The sequence below is a fragment of the Halopelagius inordinatus genome, from assembly GCF_900113245.1.
Taxonomy (GTDB): Archaea; Halobacteriota; Halobacteria; order Halobacteriales; family Haloferacaceae; genus Halopelagius; species Halopelagius inordinatus.
Window position 1 is genome coordinate 134300 of sequence record NZ_FOOQ01000001.1, and the last position, 24767, is coordinate 159066.

Genomic DNA, 24767 nt, shown 5'->3' on the forward strand with positions numbered 1-24767 from the left:
CAGTCGTGAGGTTGTTTGCGATTCTATAAAAACCTGTCGCACGAGTCTCTGTCAAACCGGCGCACGGTGGTGGGGTAAGATGTGGTACCACGACCCACGAAATCGGGGTGTTTATACGTATCGGTGCCGCTGGGAGGGACGGTGGTCGGGCAAGCGGGCGGTTCTCCGGTGTCGCGACTCACCGGTCGCAGTCGAGAGAAGACGCGTCGCGAAGGTGGGCGATGCGCGGCGTCGGTCGCGGCTATCCGGACTGTCGAACGTCGAACCCGTCGGTGAGTTCGTTGTGCTTCCGTTCGAGGAAGGAGTACACCGCGCCGTGGGGCGCGCCGTCGAGTATCATCCCCACCGCGCGACGGACCGCCTGCACCTCTTCGGGTTGGCCGATGACGCCGAGCGTCGATCCTTTGATGACGACTTCCGCGCCGGTGAGTTCCTCCATCAGTTGACGAGTGCGGCCGTTCTCGCCGATGAGTCGGCCTTTCTGTCGCTGGAGGTCGTTTTTGTTTCGAGTGTGATCGGAGAGGTCCACGAGTTCGAACGTTCGCATCTCGTGGTCCAGAAGCGACAGCGCGGATTCGGGAGTGAATCCGCGCCCGACCGCGCGGACGATGTCCGGCGCGACCAGTCCGCTGACCGGGTCGCCGACCGACTCTATCGCGACGGACCCCGACTCGGAGTCGATGTCGAGGCGAACCTCGGCTCTGCTTTCTATCTCGCGCATCGTCTCGCCGCCTTCGCCGATGAGGACGCCGATTCGGTCCTGCGGGACCTTCACGTGTTGCATGCCTCTCGCTACCCGGTGGAGCGGTTTAAGCGTTTGTTCGGCCGTCGCGGTCCGTGTCCGCGTCTCACGGCCCGGCGGCCGCCGAGGGGCAGACTCGGCCGCCTCCGAACCCGAGTCAGTCGTCTCGGGTTTCGGTCTCGGATTCGGCGTCGGCGTCGTCCTCGATTTTGGCGTCGGTCACCGCGGGGTCGTCGGGGTCGCCGGACGGGTCGGGCGTCGCCGCGGTCACGAACTCGTAGAGGTCGGCGGGGTCCGTCTCTAACCCCTGTCGCGAGAAGAACTTCGCCACGTTGGTGCAGTCTCGGCGGAGGAACTCGTCGGCGTTCGGGTGGTGGACGGTCACCGCCTGTCCGAGGTCTATGACGACGAGTTCCCCCTCGTGGATTATCATATTGTACTCCGAGAGGTCGCCGTGAACCAAGCCCGCGGCGTAGAGTCGCCGCATGTACTCGCGGACGACTTCGTAGGCGGTCTGGGGGTTCTCGACGTTCACCTCCGCGAGTCGCCGCGCCCGGTCTTCGACCAGTCCGACGAGTTCCATCACGAGGACGTTCCGTTCGACGGCGATTGGCTCTGGGACGCGGACGCCCGCCTGCCGCGCCCGCCGGAGGTTGGCGAACTCCTTTTGGGTCCACGCGAGGACGACCTGCTTTTTGTCGTGACCGATGCCCTCGAACCTCGGGTCGCCTTCGAGATACTCGCGCATCTGGCGGAAGTTCGAGGCGTTGATGCGGTATATCTTCGCCGCGACGTCCGTGTCCTCGTCGCCGAGGGCCTCGTAGACGTTGGCTTCCTTGCCCGTCGAGATGGGCCCGCCGAACGCCTCTATGTGGCCGTCTTGGACCAGTTTGTAGATGGCCGCGAACGTGGCGTCGTCGAACACCGACTGTTCGACCTTGAACTGGTCTGCGTCTTTCAGACGCTTTCGGAAGTCGCTGAACTCGCGGTCCCGACTGCGGGCGATGCGGTCCGCCTCCGTGTCGGAGACGTCTATCTCTTCCCACTCGTCGCCGGGCACGTCGACGGCGTCTGAGGCGATTAGGCCGAACTCCTCGCTCATCTACGACTCACTACGTGGCGGCGCGGTAAAAGCGTCACAGGTGTCGGACGTGCGCGTCCTCTCGAAAACGGTTACCGGATGTGTCCTTCGTCGCGGAGTTGGTCCGCCTCGGACTTCTCGTATCGCCAGGTGATGTCGCCTTTCTCGTCCTGCCAGTCCCACGGTTCGACGAGGACCACGTCGTCCTCGCGAATCCAGATTCGCTTCTGCATTCGACCCGGGATGCGCGCGGTCCGTTCGACGCCGTCGGCACATCGCACTTCGACTCGGTTCGCGCCGAGCATGTTCGTCACGACGGCGAAAACCTCGTCCTCCTCGGGCATCCGCAGGTCGCGACGCCCCTGATTTTCGTTGTCGTTCTTCGCCATACGTGGGCGATTGGTTGTCTTGTTGTTTAAACCCGCGGTTCCGTTCGGTCGGATTCTCACCGCTCACGACCGTTACCGGCGGTGTGACGCGGTTGCGTCAGCCGGTCTCGGCGTCGTCGGATAAACGGCACCCTTAGGTGACCGACGCCGCCACCGGGTGACATGCTCGACAAACTCGGTGCGAAGGGTATCGCTGGTCTCGTTTTCGTGGTCGCCGGATTCGCACTCGTCGCGTGGACTGCACCCGTCGTCGCCGCGGGCCTGGCCCTCGTCGTCGTCGGACTCGTCCTCGTCGCGGGCGGCCTCGCGCAGTCTGTGATGGGGATGCTCGGGATGGCCTGACTCGACTCAGAGCGACCGCCGGAGAAAGTCGAACACGTCCTCTCTGACTTCGGAGTACCAGTACGACGAGTGCAGGAACACGTGGTCCGCGCCGGGATACGTCCGCAGTTCGACCGTATCTCCCGCCGCCTCCATCGCTTCGGCGAGTGCCCGAGCGGACGCCGTCGGAACCACCTCGTCGTCCTCGCCGTGCAGGAGAGCAGTCGGCGGCGCGTCGCCGGAGACGTGCGTTATCGGTTGGGCCGCCTCGTAGCGGTCCGGCACCTCGGAGGGCGTCCCGCCGAGGAACCGTTCGACCACGTCGTCTCCGCTCTCGCTCTCGGTGTCGTAGACGTACGGACCGCTGATTCCGACGGCGGCGTCGACGGACGGACTCGCGGTTCCGAACTTCCCCTCCGGTGCGAGAGACGCGAGGAGGCCGAGATGCGCGCCCGCGGAGTGGCCGACGACGGCGATTCGGTCCGGGTCGCCGCCGAACGACTCGGCCTCCTCTCTCACCCACGCCAGTCCGGCGCGCACGTCGCGTATCTGCGCCGGAAACGTCGCCTCGTCGCTGAGGCGGTAGGAGAGTTCGACGGCCGTGAATCCCTCCGCCGCCGCGTCGTCGGATTCCGTCCGACTGCTCGCCGGAGTTCCTCCGGCGGCGTCCATCGCCCATCGGGCGAACTGTCCGCGCGCGCCGGACTCCCACGCGCCGCCGTAGAGAAAGACGACGACAGGTCGGTTCTCCGCGCCCTCGCGGCGGTAGGTGTCCGCGTACAGCGTTCGCTCCGGGCGGTCGGTCACGACGTGGTCGCGTTCGACGGTCAGAGAGGTGTCGGCGGTCACATCGGAGGGCGTCCCGCCGGTCACCTCAGCGTTTCGACCGGAGCGATATTCGAGAGCCGAAAACGCCGGTCAGGAGCGCTGCTCGGCTATCTTCTCGCGGCCCGGCGCGACGAGTTCGTCGAGGTAGTCCGCGAGTGCGCCCTTCGCGTCGGCGGGGTGGAGTTCGCCGGAGTCTACGTCGTCGGCGAGAGAGTCGTAGTCGTCGTACTCCAGGTCGCCCCCGTACTCCTCGGGGCGTTCGACGACGACGCTCTCGAACCGCGGGAACACGTGGTACTTGAATATCTGCAGCACGGGGTTCTCGCGTTCGTTGCCCTCCGCGTCGGGTTCGGGGTCCGCCGTCGGCGGGCAGAACGCCTTGTTCACCTTCTCGCGCAGGTCCGCTTCGGTGTCCTCCATCGAGATGGTGACGCCGTCGGAGGAGGACATCTTGCCGACGCCCGAGGTGAGGTCCGCGAGAATCGGCGTGTGGACCGCCGGCCGAACCTCGTAATCGAGGGTCGGAAGCACCTCGCGGGCCAGCATGTGGACCTTTCGCTGGTCGAGTCCGCCGACCGCGAGGTCCAAATCGAGGTACTCGATGTCGAGCGCCTGCATCAGGGGGTAGACCGCCTGCGACACCTTCGGGTTCGACCCGCGCTGAATCTCGGACATCGCGCGCTCGGCCCGCGAGAGCGTCGTTTCGAGTTCGAGGGCGTGGGTGTCGAGGACGTACTCCTCGTCGAGTTGGTAGTCCGAGCCGAGGACGAACTCCGTGTCGTCTTCGTCGAGGCCGTAGGCGACGAACTGTTCGCGCATGCGGTCCGCCGTCTCGCGAATCTCCTCGAACGTCCCTTTGTCGTTGAGGTAGGCGTGGACGTCCGCCAAGAGGATGACTATCTCGAAGCCAGCCTCCTGCAGGTCGATGAGTTTGTTGGCCGTCAGCATGTGGCCGATGTGGAGGACCCCCGAGGGTTCGTACCCGACGTACGCTCGCTTGCCGTCCGGGTCCTCGGCTAGCGCGCGTACCTCGTCCTCCGTGACCACCTCGGCCGCGTTCCGGGTGATCAGGTCGTAGTCGTCCATACCTGTGGGTGTCCGCGGTTCGGGATATGACTTCTGGAACCGCCCGCACCGACAAAGACTGATACCGTGCCGGTCGTAACTCCCTCCGATGGCAACCACTCGCTCGCCGATACTCATCCTCGTCGGCTTGGTCGCCGCCGCGTTCGTCCCCCTCGCGGCGATGTGGGCCGTCGTCGGCGACGTCGAACTCCTCGCGTACTTCCTCGGCTTTGCGGTGTACTTTCTGGTCTTCCACGTCGCGGTTCCCGGTCACGTCTACTTCGACTCCCGCGCCCGCGGCAGCAACTCGGTTCTGGCGTGGACCGCGCTCTCGTTTCTCCTCCCCGTCGTCGGCGCGGCCGTCTACTTCCTCGTCGGTCAGCGACGACTCGGCGAACCGGCCGGGTGAGACTCCGCGTCTCAGTAGAGGACGAAAAGAACCGTCACCGCCGCGAACCACGCGGCCCCGAGAGCGCACAGGACCGACCCCACGACACCGACTTCGCCGCGGACCTCTCTCGCCCGCGCAAAGAGGAACATGGCCCCGAACAGCGCAACCGACCCGCCGACGACGGCGGCGCTCAGTTCGTGGACGCTCGTGACCCCCGTCTTCCCCGGTTCGAGGCTGAACTGGACGTCGACGAGCGCTTCGTACGCGAGCGTTTCGAGCGTTCCCGCGGCGGCGACGACGAGGACGTAGTTCGGAACCCACTCGGGCGTCGGCCCCGCCTCGAACGCCGCGCGAACGCGGGCGGACGCGAGAAACGGGAGCGTCAGGACGCCGCCGAACAGGCCGATAGCCGCGCCGAACGCGGCGAGGAGGACGGACGAGAGGAGAGCTCCGACGAGAGCGGAGAGTGCCATCGCCCTCTCTCGTCACCGAACCGTCGATAAAGTTACCGTCCGCGTTCGACCGTCGTCCGAACGACCCGTCCGACCCTCACCGACTCTCGCTCCTCGTATCCGCGCGGTGTTCGCTGATTATCTGGTCCATCATCCGCTCTTTCTTCTCTTTGCGGCGTTCCTCCGCGCGGTCTTCCCAGTCGTCTACGACCGCCGCGACGTCCGCCTCCCGCGCGACGGCGAGTTCGTCCACCTCCTGCATCCGCACGTCCTCGGCGGGGCCGACGGCTATCTCGTGGTCGAACAACACCTCGTCGGCCTCCGCCGAGAGGCCGCCGCTACCGCGGAGGACGACGCGCGGGTCCGTCTCGGCCAGTCGCTCGGCCGTCGCCCGGCCCGCCCCGGAGGCGTCGCGGAGGAACACCACGTCGCCGGAAGCGAGTCCGTACCGGTCGTCCGCGCGTTCGACGGCGTCCGTGGTGAACTGCTCGACGACTTTCACCGGCACGAGGTCTTTCTCGGTGTTCACGTCCGCGAAGTTCGAGTGGTCGAGTTTCCACAGCGTCTTCAACCGCTCCAGTTTCCGGTCGAGCGTCTCGTTTTCCGATTCGAGCGACTCCACCTTCCGTTCGAGACGCCCGTTCTCGCGTTCGAGCCGTTGGACCTCACGACGCTCTCTGGCCTCGCGGCGCTCTTTTCGCTTCGCGTCCGACAGTTCGTCTTTGTACTCCTCGATGGTGTCGTCTTTCTCCTCTATGGTCTCTTTGAGGTCGTCGACGTGCGATTCGAGGCGTTCGACGCGCCGTTCCAACCGGCGTATCTCCTTTTCGTCGTCGGTGAGTTCTCGCTGTTCCTGCGTCGACTCGTCGTCTTCGTCCGGCGCGTCGTCGTCCAAGTCGCGGAGGACCGCCTCGACGGACTCCTCACCGGCGACGACGCGGGCGATGACCGTTCCCCGTTCGACGTCCGGCGGCACCTTCCGAGTGATGCGTTCGAACTGGTCTTCGTGGTCGTCGAAGGCGAACAGCGCGGCCGCCAACGCGTCTCTCTGGTGGTCGTTCTCGTACTCCTCGTCGCGGGCGCGGTGGAGTTTCTCGTCCACCGGGAGGTCGGAGTTCGGCACCCACGCGGCGGCGTCGAAACTCCGCCGGAACTTCTCTACGGTCTCCGGCATCGGCGTCACGTCGGCGGCGACGATGACGGGCCGCCCGCGTTCGATGAGCCACTCGATTATCTCCGCGGTGTCGGCCGTCCGCGTCGAACGCACGTCGAGGACGTGACCGTCTAAGTCGACGACCGCCGCCGCGGTGGTCGTCCCGGGGTCGATTCCGACGATGACGTGGTCGCGGCGCTTGACGAGGGGTTCGAACTCGATGCCGTCGAGGCGTTCGCGCTCTATCTCCACGCGCGTGTCGCCGGCGCGCCCGGCGGAGACGGGGATGTCCGCGGGTCGCGCCTCGACCAGAAACGTCGCGTTCGAGTACCCTCCGTACTTCTCGGTCACGTCCATCTCGTACTCTAACCCGGCCTTCTTCAGCCGACTCTCGACCTCGCGAGCGCGCCGCTTTACCGACCCGTGGATGCGGCGGGTGTAGCGGTCCTGACTCCACCCGCCCTTCCCGGTCGAACGGCCGCGAGAGACTTTCACCGTCGTCGTGTTCGTGAAGGCCGACACCTCCACGCCGACGTTCGCGGCGGCGAGGCGGGCGGCCGCCTCCGCCTCTTTCATCGGCTTCTTGCCGTAGGGGACGCCGTGACGGGACGCGACTCGCGAGAGCGGTTCCGGTCGCTCCGCGCCGGTCACCTGCACCAGTCGCGTCTCGGAGGGAAGCGACCGGAGAAACCGCACCAGGTCGTCTTTGTCCGCCGCCAACTCGTACATGTTGTCTGTGGCGACGAGAGCCGGTCGCTCGCGTTCGATGAGGCGTCTCAGTTTCCGGTGGGAGACTACGTCGCGGTCGATGTTCTCTCCGTCGAAGGCGACGACGGCGTACGACGGCGAATCGCCGCGTACGTCGCCGCTCTGGATGTCCACGCCGAAGACGAGGGAATCGAGCGCGCTCGTCCGGTCGTTCACACGCTAGGTTGGTCCGAGACGAATATATACCCCACGCCGGTGACCGGCGCCCCGTCCGCCACGCGGTGCATCCGGGGATTCTCGCTCCCGGACGTGATTCGCAACATACATATCGAGCGGAAATAACTTCAAGATGTTTCGTATGGACATCCCTCCACCCTCTACGTCCGCCGCGTCGTTGACGCGGATGGTCCTCGTCGCTGGTCTCGCCCTCCTCCTCGTCGCCGCCCCCATCACGGGCCTCCTCGCGTGGGAGCCGGTCCAAGAGGGGAACGTCAAGGTAGTGAAAAAGTGGGGTGCGACGACCGGTGAGGTGTTCGAACCCGGCGCGCACTTCATCAACCCCGTCGCACAGTCCACGGTCCCGATTTCGGTCCGGCCCCAGTCGTACACGATGTCCTCGACACAGGGCGAAGGAAGCGTCAAGTCGAGAGACGACGCCATCACGGTGCTGACAGAAGACGGTCTGCGTGCGGACATCGACGTGACCGTTCGGTACCGCGTCGACGCCGCGAACGCCGTCACGTTCCACCGCGAGTACCGGACGCTCGGAACCGCAGAAGAGCGTCTCATCCGCCCGTCGATTCGCTCCGCGCTCCGGACCGAAGCCGGTCGGCTCCCGGTCACGGTCATCTACACCGGCGAGGGACAGACCCAACTGAAGACGGCCGCAGAGGACGCGCTTGCCGACGAGTTCGGCAACGCGGGACTCATCCTCGAAGCGGTGCAGGTCCGCAACGTCGAACTTCCCGACGAGTACGCCCAAGCCGTCGAACAAAAGGAGATAACCGAGCAACGACGTCAGCAGAAACAAGACGAGTTGGCCGTCGAAAAACTCGAAGCGGACCGAAAGCGAATCGAGGCGCGGGGCGAAGCCGACTCGAACCGCATCATCTCGCAATCGCTCGACCAACGGGTTCTCGCCCAGAAGTACATCGACAAACTCGACGAGACGGACACCGTCTACATCCCCGTCGGCGACGGCGGCTATCCGCAGTTCGTCCAATCGCTCGACGCCGCGGGCGCGCCGAGCAGTCAGTCGAGCCCGAACGTGACGGTCACCGCCGACACGTCTCCGGACGCCGACGAACGCTCGAACGCGACGGCGACGCCCTCCGCGAACGCCTGACCGTGCGACTCGCGCGCGAACTCGCCGTCGTCGTGAGCCTCCTCGTCGTGGTCGGCGCACTCGTCCGGACGCCGGTCGGTCGGGTGGTTCTCCCGGCCGTCTCCGTCGCCGTCCTCGCGGCACTCGCGTGGGTGCTCTCGAAACCGGCGGCGTACCCGCGAACCGCCGTCGGCGTCCGCACTCGCGTCGTCGAATCCGCGGCGGACGGGGCAGAGAGCGGTGCCTCGCCGTCGTGCGTCGAGTGCGGAGACGCGGCGACGACTCGCCGCCGGTACGTGCGGGAGGGCGTCGTCCTCGGCGTCCCCCTTGTCCTCTTCGACGACGGCGAGAACGCCTACTGCGAGGACTGTCTCCGCTCGCTTTCGCGGGGTTGACGGTCGCTCTCGGATGCTACAGGAGAGTCACCGTCGGGACGGTGACGACGCGCCGCCCTCGACGGCCGCTAGTCGGTTCCCGGCGAACCGACGGTCCGCGAACGCGTCCGCGAGGTGGACCTAATTGCCGTCGCTCGTGTGAGCGGATGCGACGGCGTCGTTCAAAATATCACGCGGCGTACGGTACTGTTCGCCACGGAGTACCCGCCGCCCCCACGGCGGGCAGAGGTAGGTGGCGAACACGGGCCGCAAAGGTCGGTCGGAAATCCCCCGGTCGGCAGGTCACCGGGTCATCGGGCGCCTCACGGCGTGACGGTGACGGTGCCCGTACTTTTCACCTCGACTCGGTAGCCGCAGTACGAGAACGCGACCCAGTACTCGTCTCCCACCTCCGAACGAGCGACTGCTTCGAGAACGTCGGGGTCTATCGTACCGTACAGCGGCGGCAGGTCGAGAGGGTCCCGACCCTCTTCCTGCGCGACGGCCGTGACCACGGCCACGGTCGCTTCTTCGTCTCCCACCTCGTATCTGTTGTGCGGTGATTCGTTGGACTCCATCCTCTACGACACGAGATGTACGCTGCCCCCATACTATCGACTTCTATCATGAGAGTGTCCCGGCGCACCGAGACTATCCATCTAGTATGTGCGCTCGCGGTCGGAATCCGACTCTTATACCCCTCGCGGCCGACTAGCAGTCGGGCGATGTCGGACGAGTTCGCCCTCTGTTACTCTCCGCGGCCGTCTCTCTCGTCGGGGAACGGCAGTTCGATCTTCTGTCCGTCGTCCGGGACGAACACCTCCCCGCCGCCGAACGCCTCGCGGGCCTCGTTCAGAATCGGTCCGGGGTCCCCCGCGTACCGCGAGGAGATGTGGGTGAGAGCGAGTCGCCGCGCGCCCGCCCGTGCCGCTATCTCGGCGGCCTCCCGCCCGGTCGAGTGACCGGTCGAACGCGCCCGGTCTGCCCACTCGTCGCCGAACGTGGCGTCGTGGACGAGGAGGTCGGGTCGGTCCACCGCCGCGACGGTTTCGTCGACGGGTCGGGTGTCGCCGGTGTAGACGACCGCGCGCCCGGGGCGCGGGTCGCCGACGACCTGTTCGGGGTCGACGACGGTTCCGTCGTCCAGTTCGACCGACTCCCCGGAGTGGAGGCGGCCGAACGCGGGGCCGACGGGGACGCCGAGTTCCTCGGCCCGTTCGCGATCGAACCGACCGGGTCTGTCGTCTTCGACGAGGGCGTACCCCATAGAGCGGACGTTGCGGTGTTCGGTCTCGAACGTCCGAACCTCGTACCCGTCGCCCGAGAGTGCGACGCTCCCCGGTCGGACCTCGTGGATGTTCACCGGGTAGCCCGGTTGGTACCCGCCCGCGTTCACGAGACTCCGGAGGTGTCGCTTCGCGCCCGGCGGCGCGTGGATGGCGATCGGGTCCTCGCGGTCGTTGAAGTCCCACGTCTGTATCAGCCCGGGAATCCCGAGAATGTGGTCGCCGTGGAGATGCGTGACGAAGAGGTGAGAGACGGTGAACCCGGTTCCGTAGCGCATCATCTGCCGTTGGGTCCCCTCGCCGCAGTCGAACAGCAGTCGCTCCCCCTCGCGGTTGACGAGGAGGGCACTCGGTCCCCGTTCCGTCGTCGGCACGGCGCCACCGGTCCCGAGAAACGTCACGCGCATCGACATGCTCGGTGTTCAGATACGGTGGCGGTAAACCGTGTCGAATCGGCGATGCGGCCGTTCCGGCCTCGACCGGGGAGGGGGCATTTATTCCGTCAGCCGTCCTACCTCTCCGACATGAACGACCGGCACGAGAGGTCCCGCGACGGCGCCGAGGGAGCCTCGGCGGGCCGTCGGACGCAATCCGACGACGACGGCGAAGCGTGGTGGGACGGCGACGACTGGTGGGACGACTGGGACGAGGACGACGGCGAGTGGGCCGGTATCGCCTCCCTCCTCGTTCTCGGCCTCGGTCTCGCGTCGCTTTTCGGTCTCGTTCCCGTCGGTCCGTTCTGGGCCATCTTCGCCATCGGCTTCGCCGTCGTCGTCCCGTTGGTGGCCATCCTCGAACAGCGATACCGCGAGTCTCGCGCGTCCGCGGTGCCGCCCGAGTCAGAATCCCGACGCGAAGAGACCGACCGCTCCGACGGCGGCGAGTTCGACGACGCCCTCGCCAGAATCCGCGACCGGTACGCCCGCGGCGAACTCTCAGAGGAGCAGTTCGAGCGGAAACTCGAACTGCTGTTGGAGACGGAGACGCCGGAGGACGCCCGCGAACGCGTTCGACGCGTCCGAGAGGAACGCGCTCGGCGAGAGGCCGAGGCGGAGACGGAGTCTGAGTCGTAGGGTTTCTTACCGTCCGACCGCTACCACCGACCGATGGACGCGCCCCTGTGGACGGAGACGCACGCCCCGTCGCTGTCCGACCTCCCGCAGGCGGAGGTTCGCGAGCGATTGGGCCGAACGGTCGACGAACCGATGAACCTCGTACTGCAGGGGCCCCCGGGCGTCGGAAAGACCGCCGCGGTGCGGGCGGTGGCCCGCGAGGCCCACGACGACCCGGACAACGACTTAGTGGAGATAAACGTGGCCGACTTCTTCGGCCGCACGAAGAAACAGATTCGCGAAGACCCCCGGTTCGAGCAGTTTCTCACCGGTCGGAGCCGGATGGCGAAACGCGACATGATAAACCGCGTGCTGAAAGAGTCCGCTGGCTACGCACCCGTCTCCGGCGACTACAAGACGATTCTCTTAGACAACGCCGAGGCCATCCGCGAGGACTTCCAGCAGGCGCTTCGCCGCGTGATGGAAAAGCACCACCGGACGACGCAGTTCGTCATCACGACGCGGCAACCGACGAAACTCATCCCGCCGATTCGCTCGCGGTGTTTCCCCGTCCCCGTCCGCGCGCCGACGAACGAGGAGACGAAAGCCGTCGTCCGCGATATCGCCGACGCCGAGGGCGTCTCCTACGAGGAGATGGCTCTCGACATCGTCGCCTCGAAGGCCAACGGCAACCTCCGGTACGCGATTCTCGCCGCACAGGACGCCGCAATCGAGGGCGACGGCGAGATAACGACGGCGTCAGCACAGGAGGCGCTCTCGTCCGCCGGCCACGACGACGACCTGAAGGACGTCTTAGAGACGGCCCGAGAGGGCGAGATTCGAGACGCCAGAAAGACGCTCACGACGCTCATAGACGACGAGGGGTACGGCGGACAGGAACTCCTTTCTGATCTCCTCCGCGTCGCCGACACGTATCCCGAGGAGTTCGGAGACGGGAACCTGATCCGACTGCACCGCCTCGCCGGGAGCGTCGATTTGGACCTGGCGGAGGGACTCGACGCCCGCCTCCACCTCTCGCATCTCCTCTCTGCGTGGGCCGCCGGACAGACCGAACTCGACGAGGGGTCGCCGGCGTAGATGCGCTTTGCACCCGGCGTCCGGCGGTTCGGCCTCCCGGCGTTCGTCGCCGCCGCCCTCCTCTCGTTCGTCGCACCGCCCGCCGCCGTCGTCGCCCTCGCCGCCGGCGCGTTCACCCTCTGGTTCTTCCGCGACCCTGAGCGCCAGCCATCGACGTGGGGCGTCGTCTCCCCCGCCGACGGCCGCGTCTCCGTCGTCCGCGAGGAGGGCGAGCAGATTCGGCTCGGCGTGTTCATGAACGTCACCGACGTGCACGTCAACCGCGCGCCGTTCGACGGCACCGTCGAACGCGTGACGCACAGACCGGGTGCCCACCGCCCGGCGTTCTCGAAGGAGTCGGAGCGAAACGAACGCGTAGACGTGGACGTGACCACCGAGGACGGCCCGGCGGAACTGTCGCTCATCGCCGGCGCGTTCGCCCGCAGAATCCACCCGTACGTCGAGGAGGGAGACGACCTGACGCGCGCCCAGCGAATCGGGCACATCGACTTCGGGAGTCGCGCCGACGTCCTCTTGCCGCCCGTCTACGACCGCGAGGACGTGTTGGTCGAGGTTGGCGACACCGTCCGGGCCGGCGAGTCCGTCGTCGCGCGGCGCGAGGAGTAACCTCCTCGGGGCGGTGCTTGCGCCCGCTCTCGTCGTTTCGGTGCCTTCGCTCTCGTACTACCTCTCTCGGCGGCACGAACGCATCGGGTCGCCGTAGCCGCGTCTCACTCCCGAGAGAGCACGTGAACGTGGCGGACCAGAGAGCCGTGAACCCGCCGTTCGAACCGCTCTTCGACGCGCAAGCCGGCGTCTTCTGCGGCCTCCTCCCACGACCGGTCCGCCACGAGGACCGCCGAGGGTGCGACCCGAGCGACTTCCGAGAGCGCGCCCCCCACGAGGTCAGAGAGTTCGTGGCGCGCAATCTTCGACTGCCGACCGTACGGCGCGTCGAAGACGACGGCGTCCGCCGCGTCGTCGCGGAACGGCAGGTCCGTGGCGTCGCCGCGGACGACGTCCCAGTCGTCGGTCGGAAGGAGCGCAGAGAGGTTCTCCCGCGCCCCGCGGGCCATCTTCCACTGCGCGTCGCTTCCGAGGGCGCGCGCACCGACGAGGCCCGCCTCGACGAGGATGCCGCCGGTGCCGCACATCGGGTCCAGAACCGTCGCGTCCGGAAGCGCCCGGCCCGCGGCGACGTTGACGTACGCGCGGGCGTCGAGGGGGGCCATGCTCCCCGGTTGGAAGAACGGCCGGTCGGTGGGTCGCCTCTGGCCGAAGTCGCGGACGCTCGCGGCCACCTCCCACCCGAGAAAGCAGTCCTCGCCGGAGAAGACGGCCCGGAGTTCGTGGTCCGGGTCGTCTAAGTCCACCGAGAACCCCCGGTCTACGAGAACGCCACCGAGGGCGCGTTCGGCCTCGCTGGTGCTCGCGTCGGCCGTCGAACGGACGTTTCGGCCTCGGACGGCCACCGACCCCTCGCGGTCTATCGACGCCGCCTCCAACAGGGCGACGGCGCTCTCGACGCTCGCGTCCGTCCGACCGACGAGTTCGGCGACGCGGTGGGTGTACGCGAGGTGGCGAACGCGTTCGGTCCGAACGCCGCGGGCGGTGGCGACGCCCGGCGCGACGACGGAGACGGCGTCCGCGGCGGCGCGGCGCGCTTCGAGTGCGGCGAACGCCTCGTCGTCGGCGTCGCCTGCGAGTTCGAGGCAGTACACGGTCTGACCTGTCCGGCGGCGGCCATGAGAGTGTCGATGCGGTACGACTCGGGAGGCGCGACGCCCGACTCGCCCGCACGTCGAGGCGAGGGAGAACACCGAAGGCGTCCGACGGAGTGTACCCGGACGATGCCGTCTTCCGCCCTCCACGCCGCGCTCTCTTCTCTTCCCGCGCCGTCTCCGCTCGAACTGGCTCTCTGGGCTCTCGCCGTCGTGTTCTACGGCGTCGGCGACTACGCGACGACCGTCGCGGCGGCGTCGCGTCCCGGGGCCAGAGAGCGGAATCCGATTCTCAGACGACTGTTCGCGGGCCGACTCTCACCGCTTGTCTCCTTCGCCCTCGTGAAAGCCGCCGCGTTCTGTCTCTTCTTCGCGGGCTACCTGTTCGTCGGCGTGCGGCCGATTCGCACCGCCATCCCCGGCGCCGTCGCAGTCGTCGGTATCGTCGTCACGGTACAGAATATCCGCGTGCTTCGGCGGTGACCTGATCTGTCAGGCTCCGCACCAACCTTTTTAAAGGTTAAATACGTCGTTTAAGTTGTCACATGACCGACCCCAAGGACACGATCAATATCGAGAACGTCGTAGCCTCGACCGGAATCGGTCAGGAACTCGACCTGCAGAGCGTCGCGATGGACCTCGAAGGTGCGGATTACGACCCGGAACAGTTCCCGGGCTTGGTGTACCGCACGCAGAACCCGAAATCCGCCGCGCTCATCTTTCGCTCCGGCAAAATCGTCTGTACGGGCGCGAAATCGACGGACGACGTGCACGAGAGTCTCCACCTCGTCTTCGACAAACTCCGTGACCTCCAGATACCGGTCGACGAGGAACCGGACATCACGGTCCAAAACATCGTCACCTCCGCGGACTTGGGCCGGAATCTGAACCTCAACGCCATCGCCATCGGTCTCGGGTTGGAGAACATCGAGTACGAACCCGAGCAGTTCCCCGGTCTGGTGTACAGACTCGACGAACCGAGCGTCGTCGCACTGCTTTTCGGGTCGGGCAAACTCGTCATCACGGGCGGCAAGCACCCCTCGGACGCCGAAGAGGCGGTCGACGAAATCGTCTCGCGACTGGGCGAACTCGGTCTGTTAGACGGCTGAATCGCGAACCTGTCGTTCGACCGGCGTCGCATCGAAGTGTACGTGCCTAAGTTCCCGGCGTCCGTCGTCGCACACATGTCTCACCGCGCCGTGGTCCTGCAGTCCGGGTCCGCAGCAAGCGCAGTCGCCGTCGCCGGAACGCTCGCATCGTTGGCGCTGTTTCTCTCTCTCACCGCGTTCATCGCCGCCAGAAACGTCCTCGGCGACGACGCATCGGTTCGCAAATCGCTCGTCGTCGGCCCGATTCCCGCGGCCATCGCCGTCGTCTTCACCACCTACGAACTGAACTCGTTCGCCGGCGTGGCCCTCGCTCTCGCCGTCGTCGCGGCGACGGTGAAACTGCTCTACGGACGGTCGAACGGCCTCACCGCCTACGTGACGCTGCTTCACTTCGTCGTCACGGTCATCCTCGGGGCGGTGCTTTTCGCCGGTCTCACCCTCCTCTCTTCGGCCCCCGCGTAGACGCCCCCGCAGACCGGCGGTCACAGGCTTCAACCTCCCAGCGACACATCTCCCCGCATGCGCATCCGCTCTGTCGTCTGGAACGCCCGCGAACGGCGGCCTCGGGCCCCGGTTCGATTACTGCTCGCGGTCGTTCTCGTCCTCGCGTCTCTCGTTCTGTTCAGCGTCGCCTTCAACGCCGTTGCGCCGGTGAACCCCTCGCTTCCCGCCCTCGTCGTCCTCGCGGCGGGCGGGTCGGCGATGCCCGGTCTGGCGGTCCTCGCGGCGGCGCGACTGCTCGACCGGCGGACGGTCGCGGATTTGGGGCTCGGTTTCGACGGTGACTGGTGGATAGACCTCGCGTTCGGCCTCCTCCTCGGGGCCGGACTGATGACCGCAATCTTCCTGGTCGCGCTTCTCGCCGGGTGGGTTCGCGTCGACGGCACGTTCGCGACGGGGCCGACGGTCGGCAGTTTCGCCGTCGGCATGGCCGTCCTCACCCTCCAGTTCGTCGTCGTCGGATTCGCCGAGGAACTGGTCGCTCGGGGCTATCTGCTCACGAACGTCGCCGAGGGACTCGAAGCGTACCTCTCGGACCGGGCCGCCGTCGCCGTCGCCGTCGTCGTCTCCTCTCTCGTGTTCGGCGTCGCCCACCTCAGCAACCCGAACGCGACGCTTCTCAGTACGCTCGGCATCTCGCTCGCGGGCGTGTTCCTCGCGTCGGGCTACGTCCTCACCGGCGAACTCGCCATCCCCGTCGGCCTCCACATCACGTGGAACCTGTTTCAGGGAGGCGTCTACGGCTTCTCGGTCAGCGGTCTCGGCATCGACACAAGCGTCGTCGCCACGACCGAGACCGGTCCGGACGCCGTCACCGGCGGCGCGTTCGGCCCGGAAGCGGGCGCTCTCGGCGTCGGAGCGGTTCTCCTCGGGACGGCCCTCGTCGTCTCCTACGTCCGCGTTCGGTACGGCTCTGCGGGCGTCTCGTCGGCGCTTCTCAGACCGGACCTCAGGTGGCGCGAGGAGGCAACGAGCGCGGAGACGGCGGAGAGTGCAGAGCAGGATGAGAGCGCGGAGGACGCGACCGGTGAGAGACGGCCCGCGGACGCACCGGTCACGGACGCGCCGGACGAGGACCGCCGGTGAGCCGGTTCGCTACTCGACCAACCGCTCTATCTCGGTGACGAGGATGTCGGACGCGCCGATGGCCTTCAGGTCGTTGACCACCTCGAACACGTCGCGTTCGTCGACGACGACGTGAACCGCCACGTCGTCGCTTCCCGCGATGTCCATCACCGTCGGCCCGCCGAGGCCCGGGATGACCTCGCGCACGTCGTCGAGTCTGTCCTCCGGCGCGTTCATCATCAGATACCGCTTGTCCTCCGCGGCGCGGACGGACTCGAACGCCGTCGCCAACTGCGTCACTTTCGGGTCGTCGGCCGCGTCCGGGCGGGCGAACAGTCGAACCGACGAGTCGAGAACGTCGTCCACGATGGCGAGGCGGTTCACTCGGAGCGTCGTCCCCGTCGAGGTGATGTCGATGATGGCGTCGGCCATCTCGACGTGCGGCGTCAGTTCAGTCGCGCCCGACACTTCGACCACGTCGGCGTCGACGCCCTTCTCGGCGAAGTACTCCCGCGCGATGTGTGGGAACTCCGTCGCCACCGTCTTGCCCGCCACGTCCGTCACCGTCTCGATGTCGCCGTCTTCGGGGGCCGCGAGGACGAGGCGACAGGAGCCGAACTCCAAGTCGACCAGTTCGGTCAGGTCGTGGCCCGACTCTCGAACCTGGTCGAGTCCGGTAATTCCGACTTCCGCCGCCCCGTCGCGGACGTACTCGGGGATATCCGCGGCGCGGGCGAAAAGCACCGTCACCTCGGGGTCGACCGTATCAGCGTACAGTTTCCGGTCGGTCCCGTCCTCGATGTGGAGTCCGGCGCGTTCGAGGAGTTCGACGGTCGGGTCGTGGAGACGGCCCTTGTTGGGCACGGCGATGCGCATACCTCGGAGTTATCGCCCGCCGACGTGTGCCTTTCGCTCGCTCGGGACGGACGAGCCGCCGCTAGGGTTTTGTCCGTGGCACTCTTTCGCACGCCCATGGTCGCAGATGGGGTTCACGTCCTCGTCGCGCTGGCTCTCGTGTTATCGATTTTCCGCTCGGAACGCCCGGAAGCGTATCTCGTCGCGGCCCTCGCCGCCGCGTTCCCCGACATCGACTCTTACATCTTCCCCACTCTCGTCGATTTGGGGGTCGTCCACGGGGCCGTCTGGACTCACCGGGGGATGACGCACTCGCTTTTCGTCGGCGTCGTCGTCGTCCTCGCTCTCTCGTACTTCGGCCCGTGGCGGGCCGCGGCGGTCGGATTCCTCTCGCACGTCACCTTGGACTTCGTCACCGGCGGCGTCCTCCTCGTCGCGCCCGTGACCGCCGTCCGGTACGGCGTCTCGGCGGGGTGGCTGCTTTTGAACATGGTCGCGTCCGTCGTCTCGGTGGCCGTGCTCCTGGTCGGGTCGCGGTATCTGTGGGTAGAAACGAGCCTCGACCGGTCGTCGTCGGACGCCGCGACCGGCGTCTTCGAGCGGTTCGGCTGACCGGCGACGGCGACGCCGATGCGGCGGGTCACCCCTCTAACAGCGAATCGACGAGGCGGGCGAAGCGGTCCACGAACCGTTCCGGGAGCGACGGCGACACGCGCGCGAGGAGTTCGGCCGTCTCGTCGGGATGTTCGAGGACGAGAGTCACGCGGTTTCGGATATCTCTCTCCTTGCGGACGATATCCTGTTCGACGAGGTGGTCGAGATGCCACTCCAAGGTGCTCCGGGCGATTTCGAGTTCCTCGGCCACCGCGTCCGGTCGGGCGGTTTCCTCCCGGAGGAGGACCCCGAGGACGTCGCGGGCCGTCTCGCGGCGAAACAGCGCCAGCGTCGCGCGTTCCCACTCGTCGAACTCCGGCGGGTAGTAGTGGGTTCTGCCGTAGTACTCCGACCTGTGTACCGTGCCGTCGCCGACGAGGCGGCGGATGTGGTGCTGTGCCTGTCCCGGGGCGAGGTCCAGCGAGCGGACGAGCTCGTTGAAGTGGATGCCCGGGTGAGAGCCGATGTGCTCCGTGATTCGTGTGCGTGTCTCGTTCATCTCTTTTCTCCTTTTGCGGCGCGCTCGGTCCGTCGCGCGTAGTAGACGGCCGCGATGACGAGTCCGGCCATGACGACGTCGAGGCCGTGTTCCAACAGGTGGTGCGCCGACGTATCCACCATCCCGGCCATCGTCGCTCCGGCGACTGCCGTCCGCGCCGCCAGCGTCACCAGCGCGAGCGCCACGAGGAGGAACGAGCGCGACCGTCTGCGGACGAGTGCGCCCACCGCGAGGCCCGCCACGACGAGCGACCCGACTCCGGCGAGTAACAACACCGCCGCGAGCGGTCCGTCGAACCCGCCGTGGGCACCCGCGTGTGCTGGTGACAACATGAGTAGATTGTTGGCACCCGGCCCTAAGAAGCCCGACGATTCTCGCGGTTCGGGAAACGCACTAGTCGGCGGCTCGAACCCCGTACTCTTCGGTCTCGCCTCGCTGGGCCGCGTCCGATGGAGTGATACGCCAGAGCGCGGAAACGGTCGCACATGACGAACACGCTGTTGGTCGCGGGCGGGCGGGTACTCGGCCCCGACATGACCGTCGAACGGGCGGACGTCGTCGCGGACCGAGAGACGGGAAGAATCGAAGCCGTCGGCCCCGACGCGGCCGACGAGTACGACGCAGACGAGACGCTCGACGCCGAGGGCTGTCTGGTGATGCCCGGACTCGTCAACGCCCACACGCACGCCGCGATGACGCTCCTCCGCGGATACGCCGACGACAAACCGCTCGGCCCGTGGCTTCGCGAGGATATCTGGCCCGCCGAGGCCGCCCTCGAACCCGAGGACGTGCGCGCCGGGACGGAACTCGGCGTCGTGGAGATGATTCGCTCGGGGACGACGGCCTTCGCGGACATGTACTTCGACGTGGACGAAGTCGTCGCCGCAGTCGAGGCGGCGGGCGTCCGCGCCCGCGTCGGTCACGGCGTCGTCACCGTCGCCAAAGACGACGAAGACGCCGCCGCGGACGTCGAAGAGAGTCTCCGCGTCGCCCGCGAGTTCGACGGCGCGGCCGACGGGCGCGTCTCGACGGCGTTCATGCCGCACTCGCTCACCACCGTCGGCGAGGAGTTCCTCCGCGAGGGCGTCGAAACGGCGCGACAGGAGGGGATTCCGGTCCACATCCACGCCAACGAGACGACCGAGGAGGTGGAGCCGATAGTCGAGGAACGCGGCGAACGCCCCCTCTCGTACGCCGACGACGTGGGACTGCTCGACGAGGCGAACTTCCTCGCGCACGGCGTCCACACCGACGACGAGGAGATTTCGCTCTTGGCCGAACGCGGCGCGGCGGTCGTCCACTGCCCGGCGTCGAACACGAAACTCGCCTCGGGCATCGCGCCGGTCCAGAAGATGCTCGACGCGGGCGTCACCGTCGGCATCGGAACCGACGGCGCGGCGTCGAACAACGACCTCGACATGTTCGACGAACTCCGCGACGCCGCGATGATAGGGAAACTCGGCGCGGACGACGCCGCGGCGGTTCCCGCGGCGGCGGCGGTGGAGGCGGCCACCGCCGGAAGCGCAACAGCCATCGGCATCGACGCCGGTCGAATCGAAACCGGGGCGTTGGCCGACCTCGCGGTCGTGGAGTTCGACGCGCCGCACCTCGCGCCGACGCACGACTACGTGAGTCACCTCGCGTACGCCGTCCGCGGGTCGGACGTTCGCCACACGGTCTGTGACGGGCGGGTCCTCATGCGGGACCGAGAGATTCTGACGCTCGACGAGGAACGCGTCGTCGCCGAGGCGCGCGAACGCGCCGAGCATCTGGTCGAACGCGCCGAGAGCTAAGAGAGCAACTGCACGACGACGCCGTCGTCGGTCATCTTGATTTCGATGGTGTCGAACGTGCGGACGTACTGCGCGACGTGTTTTCCCCGATTGGGGTCGAGCCGAACCCGTTCGTCGAGGAGGTTCGCGTCCGCGAGGCGGTTCACCTCGCGGTACGCGGTCGAGAGCGGAATCTCGGCGAACTGGTGTATCTCCTTGACCGTCATCGGCTCCGTGACCGTCCGAAGTATCGCGTTCGCGGCGTCCGAACCCATGAGGGTGAGCAGTTCGGCGTCGGACGCGTCGATATCAGCCTCGGTGCGGGTGACCAGCATCGCTTCCCTGTATCTCCGCGGAGTCGGGATTTGAATCTATCTCCCGCGGACGACCGGCGGCCGTCCGCACTCGCGGACCCCGTCTCGTCTCCGTCTTCGGTAGGATTTTCCCCGCCCTCTCCGAAGCCAGTCGCATGAGCGAATCTACCTACGCTCCGATAAGCGACCACCTCGACGACGTCGAGGCGGCGCGCGCGGACGGCCGACGGAAGATGGACTGGGCGCTTCAGCACATGCCCATCCTGCAGGAACTCCGCGAGCAGTTCGAGGAGTCGAAACCGTTCGACGGGCGGGTCATCGGGATGGCGATGCACGTCGAAGCGAAGACGGCGAACCTCGTCGAACTGCTCGCCCTCGGCGGCGCGGACGTCGCCATCACCGGCTGTAACCCCCTCTCGACGCACAACGACGTGAGCGCCGCACTCGACGCGCACGACAGCATCACCTCGTACGCAAAGCGCGGCGTCGACGAAGACGAGTACTACGACGCGATGCACGCCGTCGTCTCGCACGACCCGGACGTCACCGTCGACGACGGGATGGACCTCGTCTTCCTCGTCCACGAGGAGTACCCCGAACTCGTAGACACCATCCTCGGCGGCGCAGAAGAGACGACGACGGGCGTCCACCGCCTCCGCGCGATGGACGAGGACGGCGAACTGAACTACCCCGTCTTCGCCGTCAACGACACGCCGATGAAGCGCCTGTTCGACAACGTCCACGGCACCGGCGAGTCCTCTCTCGCCAACATCGCCATGACGACGAACCTCTCGTGGGCGTCGAAGAACGTCGTCGTCGCCGGATACGGCTACTGCGGGAAGGGCGTCGCGAAGAAGGCCGCAGGGCAGAACGCGAACGTCATCGTCACGGAAGTCGAACCGCGCCGCGCCCTCGAAGCCCACATGGAGGGGTACGACGTGATGCCGATGAACGAGGCGGCGGAAGTCGGCGATGTGTTCCTCACGACGACGGGCAACCGCGACGTCGTCACCCGCGAGGATTTCGAGGTGATGCAGGACGGGGCCGTCCTCGCGAACGCCGGTCACTTCGACATCGAAATCGACCTCGACGCTCTCTCCGACCTCGCGGTCGACGAGTACGAGGCCCGAGACGGAATCGACGCCTACGAGATGGACGACGGCCGCCGCATCAACGTCCTCGCGGAGGGCCGACTCGTCAATCTCGCGTCGCCCATCGCCCTCGGCCACCCGGTGGAGGTCATGGACCAGTCGTTCGGCGTGCAGGCCGTCTGCGTCCGCGAACTCGTCGAGAACGCCGACGACTACGGCCCCGGCGTCCACGACGTGCCGGACGAACTCGACGTGGAAGTCGCCGAGATAAAACTCGCCGCCGAGGGCGTCGACATCGACGCTCTCACCGACACGCAAGAAGAGTACATGGGCAGTTGGAGCCACGGGACGTAAGACGCCCGGAGAACGGCCACTCCTATTTCGCCCGCTGAACGTTCTTTTCACCGACTGCGACCCCCGCCGCAATCGGACAGATTCATACGTCTCTCGCCCTCAGACCCGCGCATGACCTACTCGGCGACCGACGGCCCGTACGACGCGTACGTCTTCGACGTCGACGGCGTCCTCGTGGAACTGCCGAGTCGGGACGCCCTCGGAGAGGCGGCCGCGCGCACGTTCTCGCGGTTCGGCCTCGAATCGCCCTCCCGGGACGGCGTCCGCGCTCTCGTCACCGGCGACGTCGAACGCATCACCGACCTCTGTCGCTCCGCGGGCGTGGACCGAAGCGCGTTCTGCACGCGGGCGGCCCGAGAGACCTACCGCGCGCAGAAGCGCGAACTCGAACAGGGACTCCGCACGCTGTACGACGACGTGAGCGCTCTCTCCGACCTCTCCGCGCCGAGTGCGCTCGTGAGCAACAACCTCCGTCGCGTCGTCGAGGAAGTCGTAGACCGGTTCGACCTGCGGACCCGTCTCGGCGTCGAGTCCGTCCGCGCGCCCGCGTTCACGCCCGAGGACCTCGCGCGGACGAAACCCGACCCGCACTACCTCCGCGCGGCGTGCGAAGACGTCGGCGTCGAACCCGAGCGAACGCTGTACGTCGGCGACGAACCCGTGGACGTTGCGGCGGCGACTCGCGCGGGCGCGGACTCGGCGCTCCTCCGGCGCGAGAGCCGAGACGAGGACGCCGCACGCTCGACGCCCGACGACTTCGACGCGGGCGAACCGACGTACGTCGTCGAGAGTCTCCGCGAGTTGGTGGCGTAATCGAACCCGTCGCTCGTTCGGTTCTTCCGCGCCCTCTTCGTCCCGTTTAAGGGCACGAACGACCGAGAACGGACAATGTCTTCGAACCGAAAAGGGGACCACCGGAGCACTCGCTTCGCTCGCGCTCCGGGCCCTCGTTCACTCCGTTCACGAGGACGCCGCGAACGGGAACTCGTCTCTCAGGTTCGGCCGACTTAAGGGCACGAACGACCGAGAACGGACAATGTCTTCGAACCGAAAAGGGGACCGCCGCGAACGGGAACTCGTCAACAAACTCGACGAGGCCGGATTCGCGGTGATGCGGGCGCCCGCGTCCGGAAGCGCGACCGAACGCGAACTGCCGGACGTTCTCGCGGGTAACGGCGAGGTGTTCTACGCCATCGAGGCAAAGTCCAGTTCCGGGAACCCCATCTACCTCACCGGCGAGGAAGTCGAGGCTCTCATCTACTTCGCACAGAACTTCGGCGCGAAATCCCGCATCGCCGTCCGATTCGACCGGGAGGACTGGTACTTCTTTCACCCCGGCGACCTGTACGTGACCGACGGCGGCAACTACCGCGTGAAAAAAGAGACGGCCCTCGCGGAGGGCGAGGCGTTCGACTCGTTCGTCGGCGGCCCCTCACAGAGTCGGTTGACGGACGTCGCAGACGACGAGACGGGGGCGTAACCGCGGCGTTCGTTCGATTACGGTTCGATCAGCCGAGTGTCGCCTGCGTCGTCCGGGACTCGCCGCCGGGGAGAGACCCGGCCAGCGTCCGGCGCACTTGCTCTCTCGCGAACCCGGATTCGACGGGGACGAGACGCGACGCGGGGAACAGATACCGCTTTTTGGCTCTCAGTTCCGCCACGTCCTCGACCAACGGGACCGAATCCACGTAGACGGCCTCGAAGACGGGTTCGTGAGAGCCGTAGTCGGCGTTCGTCTCGTACTCCGCGACGGGGCGGTCCGACTCGGTCCGCGACCGGTCTGCTCTGTCACCCGTCGCCCGAAGGACGACGAGCAGACTCTTCGTCTCTCTGTCGCGCACCAAGTCGCCCGGCGCGTGGTCGTGGCGGTCACAGAGGACGGGGCCGGACTCGAACCGCGGCACGTACGTCCGACCGCCGCAGACGGCACAGACCGACGCGCGTTCGTCGGGGGCCGGAATCAGGCCGTCGGCTATCTCGATTCTGACCCGTCGGAGGTGTTTGCACTCGGCGTCGCGAATCGCGCTGTCGGGACAGGTGCAGGTGTCGGCTTCGGTGTCTACCACGTAGGTCCCACCGTCCGTCTCGACGACGTACCGGCCGTCGCGGAGGGGACGGACGGCCATCGGGTTCTCGCGGGCGCGGCGGGCGCGCCCGACGAACCCGGACGCCGGGAGCGTCGTCTTCTGTCTGACCGCGCGGCGGCGGGGGCGAGACTTCGTGTTAGACGCGGGTGTATTTCGTGTGTGCGTCATTGTTTTGGAGGCTTCTGAGGGCCGTTCCCTCGTCACTTCTCTCTACGTTCCGAACGAACCTAAGCCTTGGTTTCGGGTGGACGAACGCCCCGAAACGCCCATCGAAGGCCTTTTAGAACGGCCGCGGGTAGGCGGGTGCATGACAATCGAAGCGGAGATGCGTCGTAAGATAGTCGCCTCCGTCGTCGCGGTCGGGTTCTTCGTCGCACTCATCATCGGCGTCGGCGTGACGTTCGACAACTTGACCTCGGGTACGGGTGGCCTCGCTCTCATCGGTGCAATCTCTCTTTTCATCGTCTCGATGGGCGTCCTCGGCCTCTGGCTGGACCGGTAG

General features: G+C 66.9%; 32 protein-coding genes. 17 read left to right on the plus strand and 15 right to left on the minus strand.

Annotated features, from left to right (window positions below):
* Positions 1-241: 241 nt before the first annotated feature.
* The 3 genes from BM167_RS00730 to eif1A all read right to left on the minus strand — a co-directional run bounded on the left by BM167_RS00730 (position 242) and on the right by eif1A (position 2212).
* Positions 242-784: a KH domain-containing protein gene (locus BM167_RS00730; RefSeq protein WP_092887334.1), complete on the minus strand. Its 543-nt coding sequence runs from the start codon at positions 782-784 to the stop codon at positions 242-244.
* Between the two features lie 115 nt (positions 785-899).
* Positions 900-1844 (minus strand): serine/threonine-protein kinase Rio1, encoded by a 945-nt coding sequence (rio1, locus tag BM167_RS00735; RefSeq protein WP_092887337.1) that lies wholly within the window; start codon positions 1842-1844, stop codon positions 900-902.
* 71 nt (positions 1845-1915) lie between these two features.
* A complete protein-coding gene (eif1A, locus tag BM167_RS00740) occupies positions 1916-2212 on the minus strand; it encodes a translation initiation factor eIF-1A (protein WP_092887340.1) in 297 nt (98 codons plus the stop codon).
* A gap of 162 nt (positions 2213-2374) precedes the next feature.
* Here eif1A and BM167_RS00745 point away from each other — a divergent pair, with 162 nt between their 5' ends.
* Positions 2375-2554, plus strand: a complete 180-nt coding sequence (locus BM167_RS00745; protein WP_092887343.1) for a DUF7470 family protein — start codon at positions 2375-2377, stop codon at positions 2552-2554.
* 6 nt (positions 2555-2560) lie between these two features.
* Here BM167_RS00745 and BM167_RS00750 read toward each other — a convergent pair whose 3' ends face one another.
* A complete protein-coding gene (locus tag BM167_RS00750) occupies positions 2561-3382 on the minus strand; it encodes an alpha/beta hydrolase (RefSeq protein WP_092890997.1) in 822 nt (273 codons plus the stop codon).
* 69 nt (positions 3383-3451) lie between these two features.
* Positions 3452-4447 (minus strand): tyrosine--tRNA ligase, encoded by a 996-nt coding sequence (locus BM167_RS00755; RefSeq protein WP_092887346.1) that lies wholly within the window; start codon positions 4445-4447, stop codon positions 3452-3454.
* 88 nt (positions 4448-4535) lie between these two features.
* Here BM167_RS00755 and BM167_RS00760 point away from each other — a divergent pair, with 88 nt between their 5' ends.
* The gene (locus BM167_RS00760; protein ID WP_092887348.1) at positions 4536-4835 is read left to right on the plus strand and encodes a PLDc N-terminal domain-containing protein; all 300 of its coding nucleotides are present in this window, start codon (positions 4536-4538) and stop codon (positions 4833-4835) included.
* A gap of 11 nt (positions 4836-4846) precedes the next feature.
* Here the strand turns inward: BM167_RS00760 and BM167_RS00765 are convergent, their stop codons facing one another.
* Positions 4847-5290 (minus strand): hypothetical protein, encoded by a 444-nt coding sequence (locus tag BM167_RS00765; protein ID WP_092887350.1) that lies wholly within the window; start codon positions 5288-5290, stop codon positions 4847-4849.
* 76 nt (positions 5291-5366) lie between these two features.
* Positions 5367-7346, minus strand: a complete 1980-nt coding sequence (locus BM167_RS00770) for a DUF460 domain-containing protein (RefSeq protein WP_092887352.1) — start codon at positions 7344-7346, stop codon at positions 5367-5369.
* 133 nt (positions 7347-7479) lie between these two features.
* Between BM167_RS00770 and BM167_RS00775 the strand changes: the two genes are divergently transcribed.
* Together BM167_RS00775 and BM167_RS00780 are read left to right on the plus strand one after the other, a co-directional pair.
* Positions 7480-8475, plus strand: a complete 996-nt coding sequence (locus tag BM167_RS00775; protein WP_092887354.1) for a prohibitin family protein — start codon at positions 7480-7482, stop codon at positions 8473-8475.
* A 2-nt stretch (positions 8476-8477) separates the two neighbouring features.
* Positions 8478-8849 (plus strand): DUF8108 domain-containing protein, encoded by a 372-nt coding sequence (locus BM167_RS00780; RefSeq protein WP_092887356.1) that lies wholly within the window; start codon positions 8478-8480, stop codon positions 8847-8849.
* Between the two features lie 302 nt (positions 8850-9151).
* Here the strand turns inward: BM167_RS00780 and BM167_RS00785 are convergent, their stop codons facing one another.
* Positions 9152-9406, minus strand: coding sequence for a DdfA family disk-determining factor (locus BM167_RS00785; RefSeq protein ID WP_092887359.1), 255 nt, complete (start codon positions 9404-9406; stop codon positions 9152-9154).
* Positions 9407-9576: 170 nt separating this feature from the next.
* Complete coding sequence (rnz, locus tag BM167_RS00790; RefSeq protein ID WP_177213304.1) at positions 9577-10521, minus strand: ribonuclease Z; 945 nt, start codon at positions 10519-10521, stop codon at positions 9577-9579.
* 117 nt (positions 10522-10638) lie between these two features.
* Between rnz and BM167_RS00795 the strand changes: the two genes are divergently transcribed.
* The 3 genes from BM167_RS00795 to BM167_RS00805 are packed head-to-tail and all read left to right on the plus strand — an operon-like array spanning position 10639 to position 12870.
* Positions 10639-11187, plus strand: a complete 549-nt coding sequence (locus tag BM167_RS00795; RefSeq protein WP_143095454.1) for an SHOCT domain-containing protein — start codon at positions 10639-10641, stop codon at positions 11185-11187.
* A 33-nt stretch (positions 11188-11220) separates the two neighbouring features.
* Positions 11221-12264, plus strand: coding sequence for an AAA family ATPase (locus BM167_RS00800; RefSeq protein ID WP_092887365.1), 1044 nt, complete (start codon positions 11221-11223; stop codon positions 12262-12264).
* Positions 12265-12870, plus strand: coding sequence for a protein sorting system archaetidylserine decarboxylase (locus tag BM167_RS00805; RefSeq protein ID WP_092887368.1), 606 nt, complete (start codon positions 12265-12267; stop codon positions 12868-12870). It abuts the gene before it with no gap.
* Positions 12871-12974: 104 nt separating this feature from the next.
* On the opposite strand, the gene BM167_RS00810 is transcribed toward BM167_RS00805, so the two are convergent.
* On the minus strand, positions 12975-13964 hold the full coding sequence (locus BM167_RS00810) for a methyltransferase domain-containing protein (RefSeq protein WP_092887371.1): 990 nt from the start codon (positions 13962-13964) through the stop codon (positions 12975-12977).
* 129 nt (positions 13965-14093) lie between these two features.
* Between BM167_RS00810 and BM167_RS00815 the strand changes: the two genes are divergently transcribed.
* The 4 genes from BM167_RS00815 (at position 14094) to BM167_RS00830 (ending at position 16660) form a co-directional block, all read left to right on the plus strand.
* Positions 14094-14447: a DUF5658 family protein gene (locus BM167_RS00815; RefSeq protein WP_092891001.1), complete on the plus strand. Its 354-nt coding sequence runs from the start codon at positions 14094-14096 to the stop codon at positions 14445-14447.
* 62 nt (positions 14448-14509) lie between these two features.
* Positions 14510-15073 (plus strand): TATA-box-binding protein, encoded by a 564-nt coding sequence (locus BM167_RS00820; protein WP_092887374.1) that lies wholly within the window; start codon positions 14510-14512, stop codon positions 15071-15073.
* Between the two features lie 75 nt (positions 15074-15148).
* A complete protein-coding gene (locus BM167_RS00825) occupies positions 15149-15535 on the plus strand; it encodes a DUF7473 family protein (RefSeq protein ID WP_092891003.1) in 387 nt (128 codons plus the stop codon).
* Positions 15536-15592: 57 nt separating this feature from the next.
* Positions 15593-16660 (plus strand): CPBP family intramembrane glutamic endopeptidase, encoded by a 1068-nt coding sequence (locus BM167_RS00830; protein WP_092887377.1) that lies wholly within the window; start codon positions 15593-15595, stop codon positions 16658-16660.
* Between the two features lie 9 nt (positions 16661-16669).
* On the opposite strand, the gene hisG is transcribed toward BM167_RS00830, so the two are convergent.
* A complete protein-coding gene (gene hisG, locus BM167_RS00835; protein WP_092887380.1) occupies positions 16670-17515 on the minus strand; it encodes an ATP phosphoribosyltransferase in 846 nt (281 codons plus the stop codon).
* A gap of 96 nt (positions 17516-17611) precedes the next feature.
* Between hisG and BM167_RS00840 the strand changes: the two genes are divergently transcribed.
* Positions 17612-18106 (plus strand): metal-dependent hydrolase, encoded by a 495-nt coding sequence (locus BM167_RS00840; RefSeq protein WP_092887383.1) that lies wholly within the window; start codon positions 17612-17614, stop codon positions 18104-18106.
* Positions 18107-18134: 28 nt separating this feature from the next.
* On the opposite strand, the gene BM167_RS00845 is transcribed toward BM167_RS00840, so the two are convergent.
* Positions 18135-18647, minus strand: a complete 513-nt coding sequence (locus BM167_RS00845) for a winged helix-turn-helix transcriptional regulator (RefSeq protein WP_092887386.1) — start codon at positions 18645-18647, stop codon at positions 18135-18137.
* Entirely contained in the window at positions 18644-18979 is a 336-nt protein-coding gene (locus BM167_RS00850; RefSeq protein ID WP_092887389.1) for a DUF7471 family protein, read from the minus strand. Before BM167_RS00850 ends, BM167_RS00845 begins: the two co-directional genes overlap by 4 nt.
* A gap of 153 nt (positions 18980-19132) precedes the next feature.
* Here BM167_RS00850 and BM167_RS00855 point away from each other — a divergent pair, with 153 nt between their 5' ends.
* Positions 19133-20440, plus strand: a complete 1308-nt coding sequence (locus tag BM167_RS00855; RefSeq protein ID WP_092887392.1) for an amidohydrolase — start codon at positions 19133-19135, stop codon at positions 20438-20440.
* Here BM167_RS00855 and BM167_RS00860 read toward each other — a convergent pair.
* The gene (locus BM167_RS00860; RefSeq protein WP_092887394.1) at positions 20437-20754 is read right to left on the minus strand and encodes a helix-turn-helix domain-containing protein; all 318 of its coding nucleotides are present in this window, start codon (positions 20752-20754) and stop codon (positions 20437-20439) included. The genes BM167_RS00855 and BM167_RS00860 overlap by 4 nt on opposite strands.
* 134 nt (positions 20755-20888) lie before the next feature.
* On the opposite strand from BM167_RS00860, the gene BM167_RS00865 reads away from it, so the two are divergent.
* From BM167_RS00865 to hjc, 3 genes are all read left to right on the plus strand, one after another.
* Positions 20889-22178, plus strand: a complete 1290-nt coding sequence (locus tag BM167_RS00865; RefSeq protein WP_092887397.1) for an adenosylhomocysteinase — start codon at positions 20889-20891, stop codon at positions 22176-22178.
* A gap of 111 nt (positions 22179-22289) precedes the next feature.
* The gene (locus BM167_RS00870; protein ID WP_092887400.1) at positions 22290-22991 is read left to right on the plus strand and encodes an HAD family hydrolase; all 702 of its coding nucleotides are present in this window, start codon (positions 22290-22292) and stop codon (positions 22989-22991) included.
* Positions 22992-23214: 223 nt separating this feature from the next.
* Positions 23215-23658, plus strand: coding sequence for a Holliday junction resolvase Hjc (gene hjc / locus BM167_RS00875; protein WP_092887403.1), 444 nt, complete (start codon positions 23215-23217; stop codon positions 23656-23658).
* 28 nt (positions 23659-23686) lie between these two features.
* Here the strand turns inward: hjc and BM167_RS00880 are convergent, their stop codons facing one another.
* Positions 23687-24433, minus strand: coding sequence for an SWIM zinc finger family protein (locus BM167_RS00880; RefSeq protein WP_245781286.1), 747 nt, complete (start codon positions 24431-24433; stop codon positions 23687-23689).
* A 139-nt stretch (positions 24434-24572) separates the two neighbouring features.
* Here BM167_RS00880 and BM167_RS00885 point away from each other — a divergent pair, with 139 nt between their 5' ends.
* Positions 24573-24767, plus strand: a complete 195-nt coding sequence (locus BM167_RS00885; protein WP_092887406.1) for a DUF7472 family protein — start codon at positions 24573-24575, stop codon at positions 24765-24767.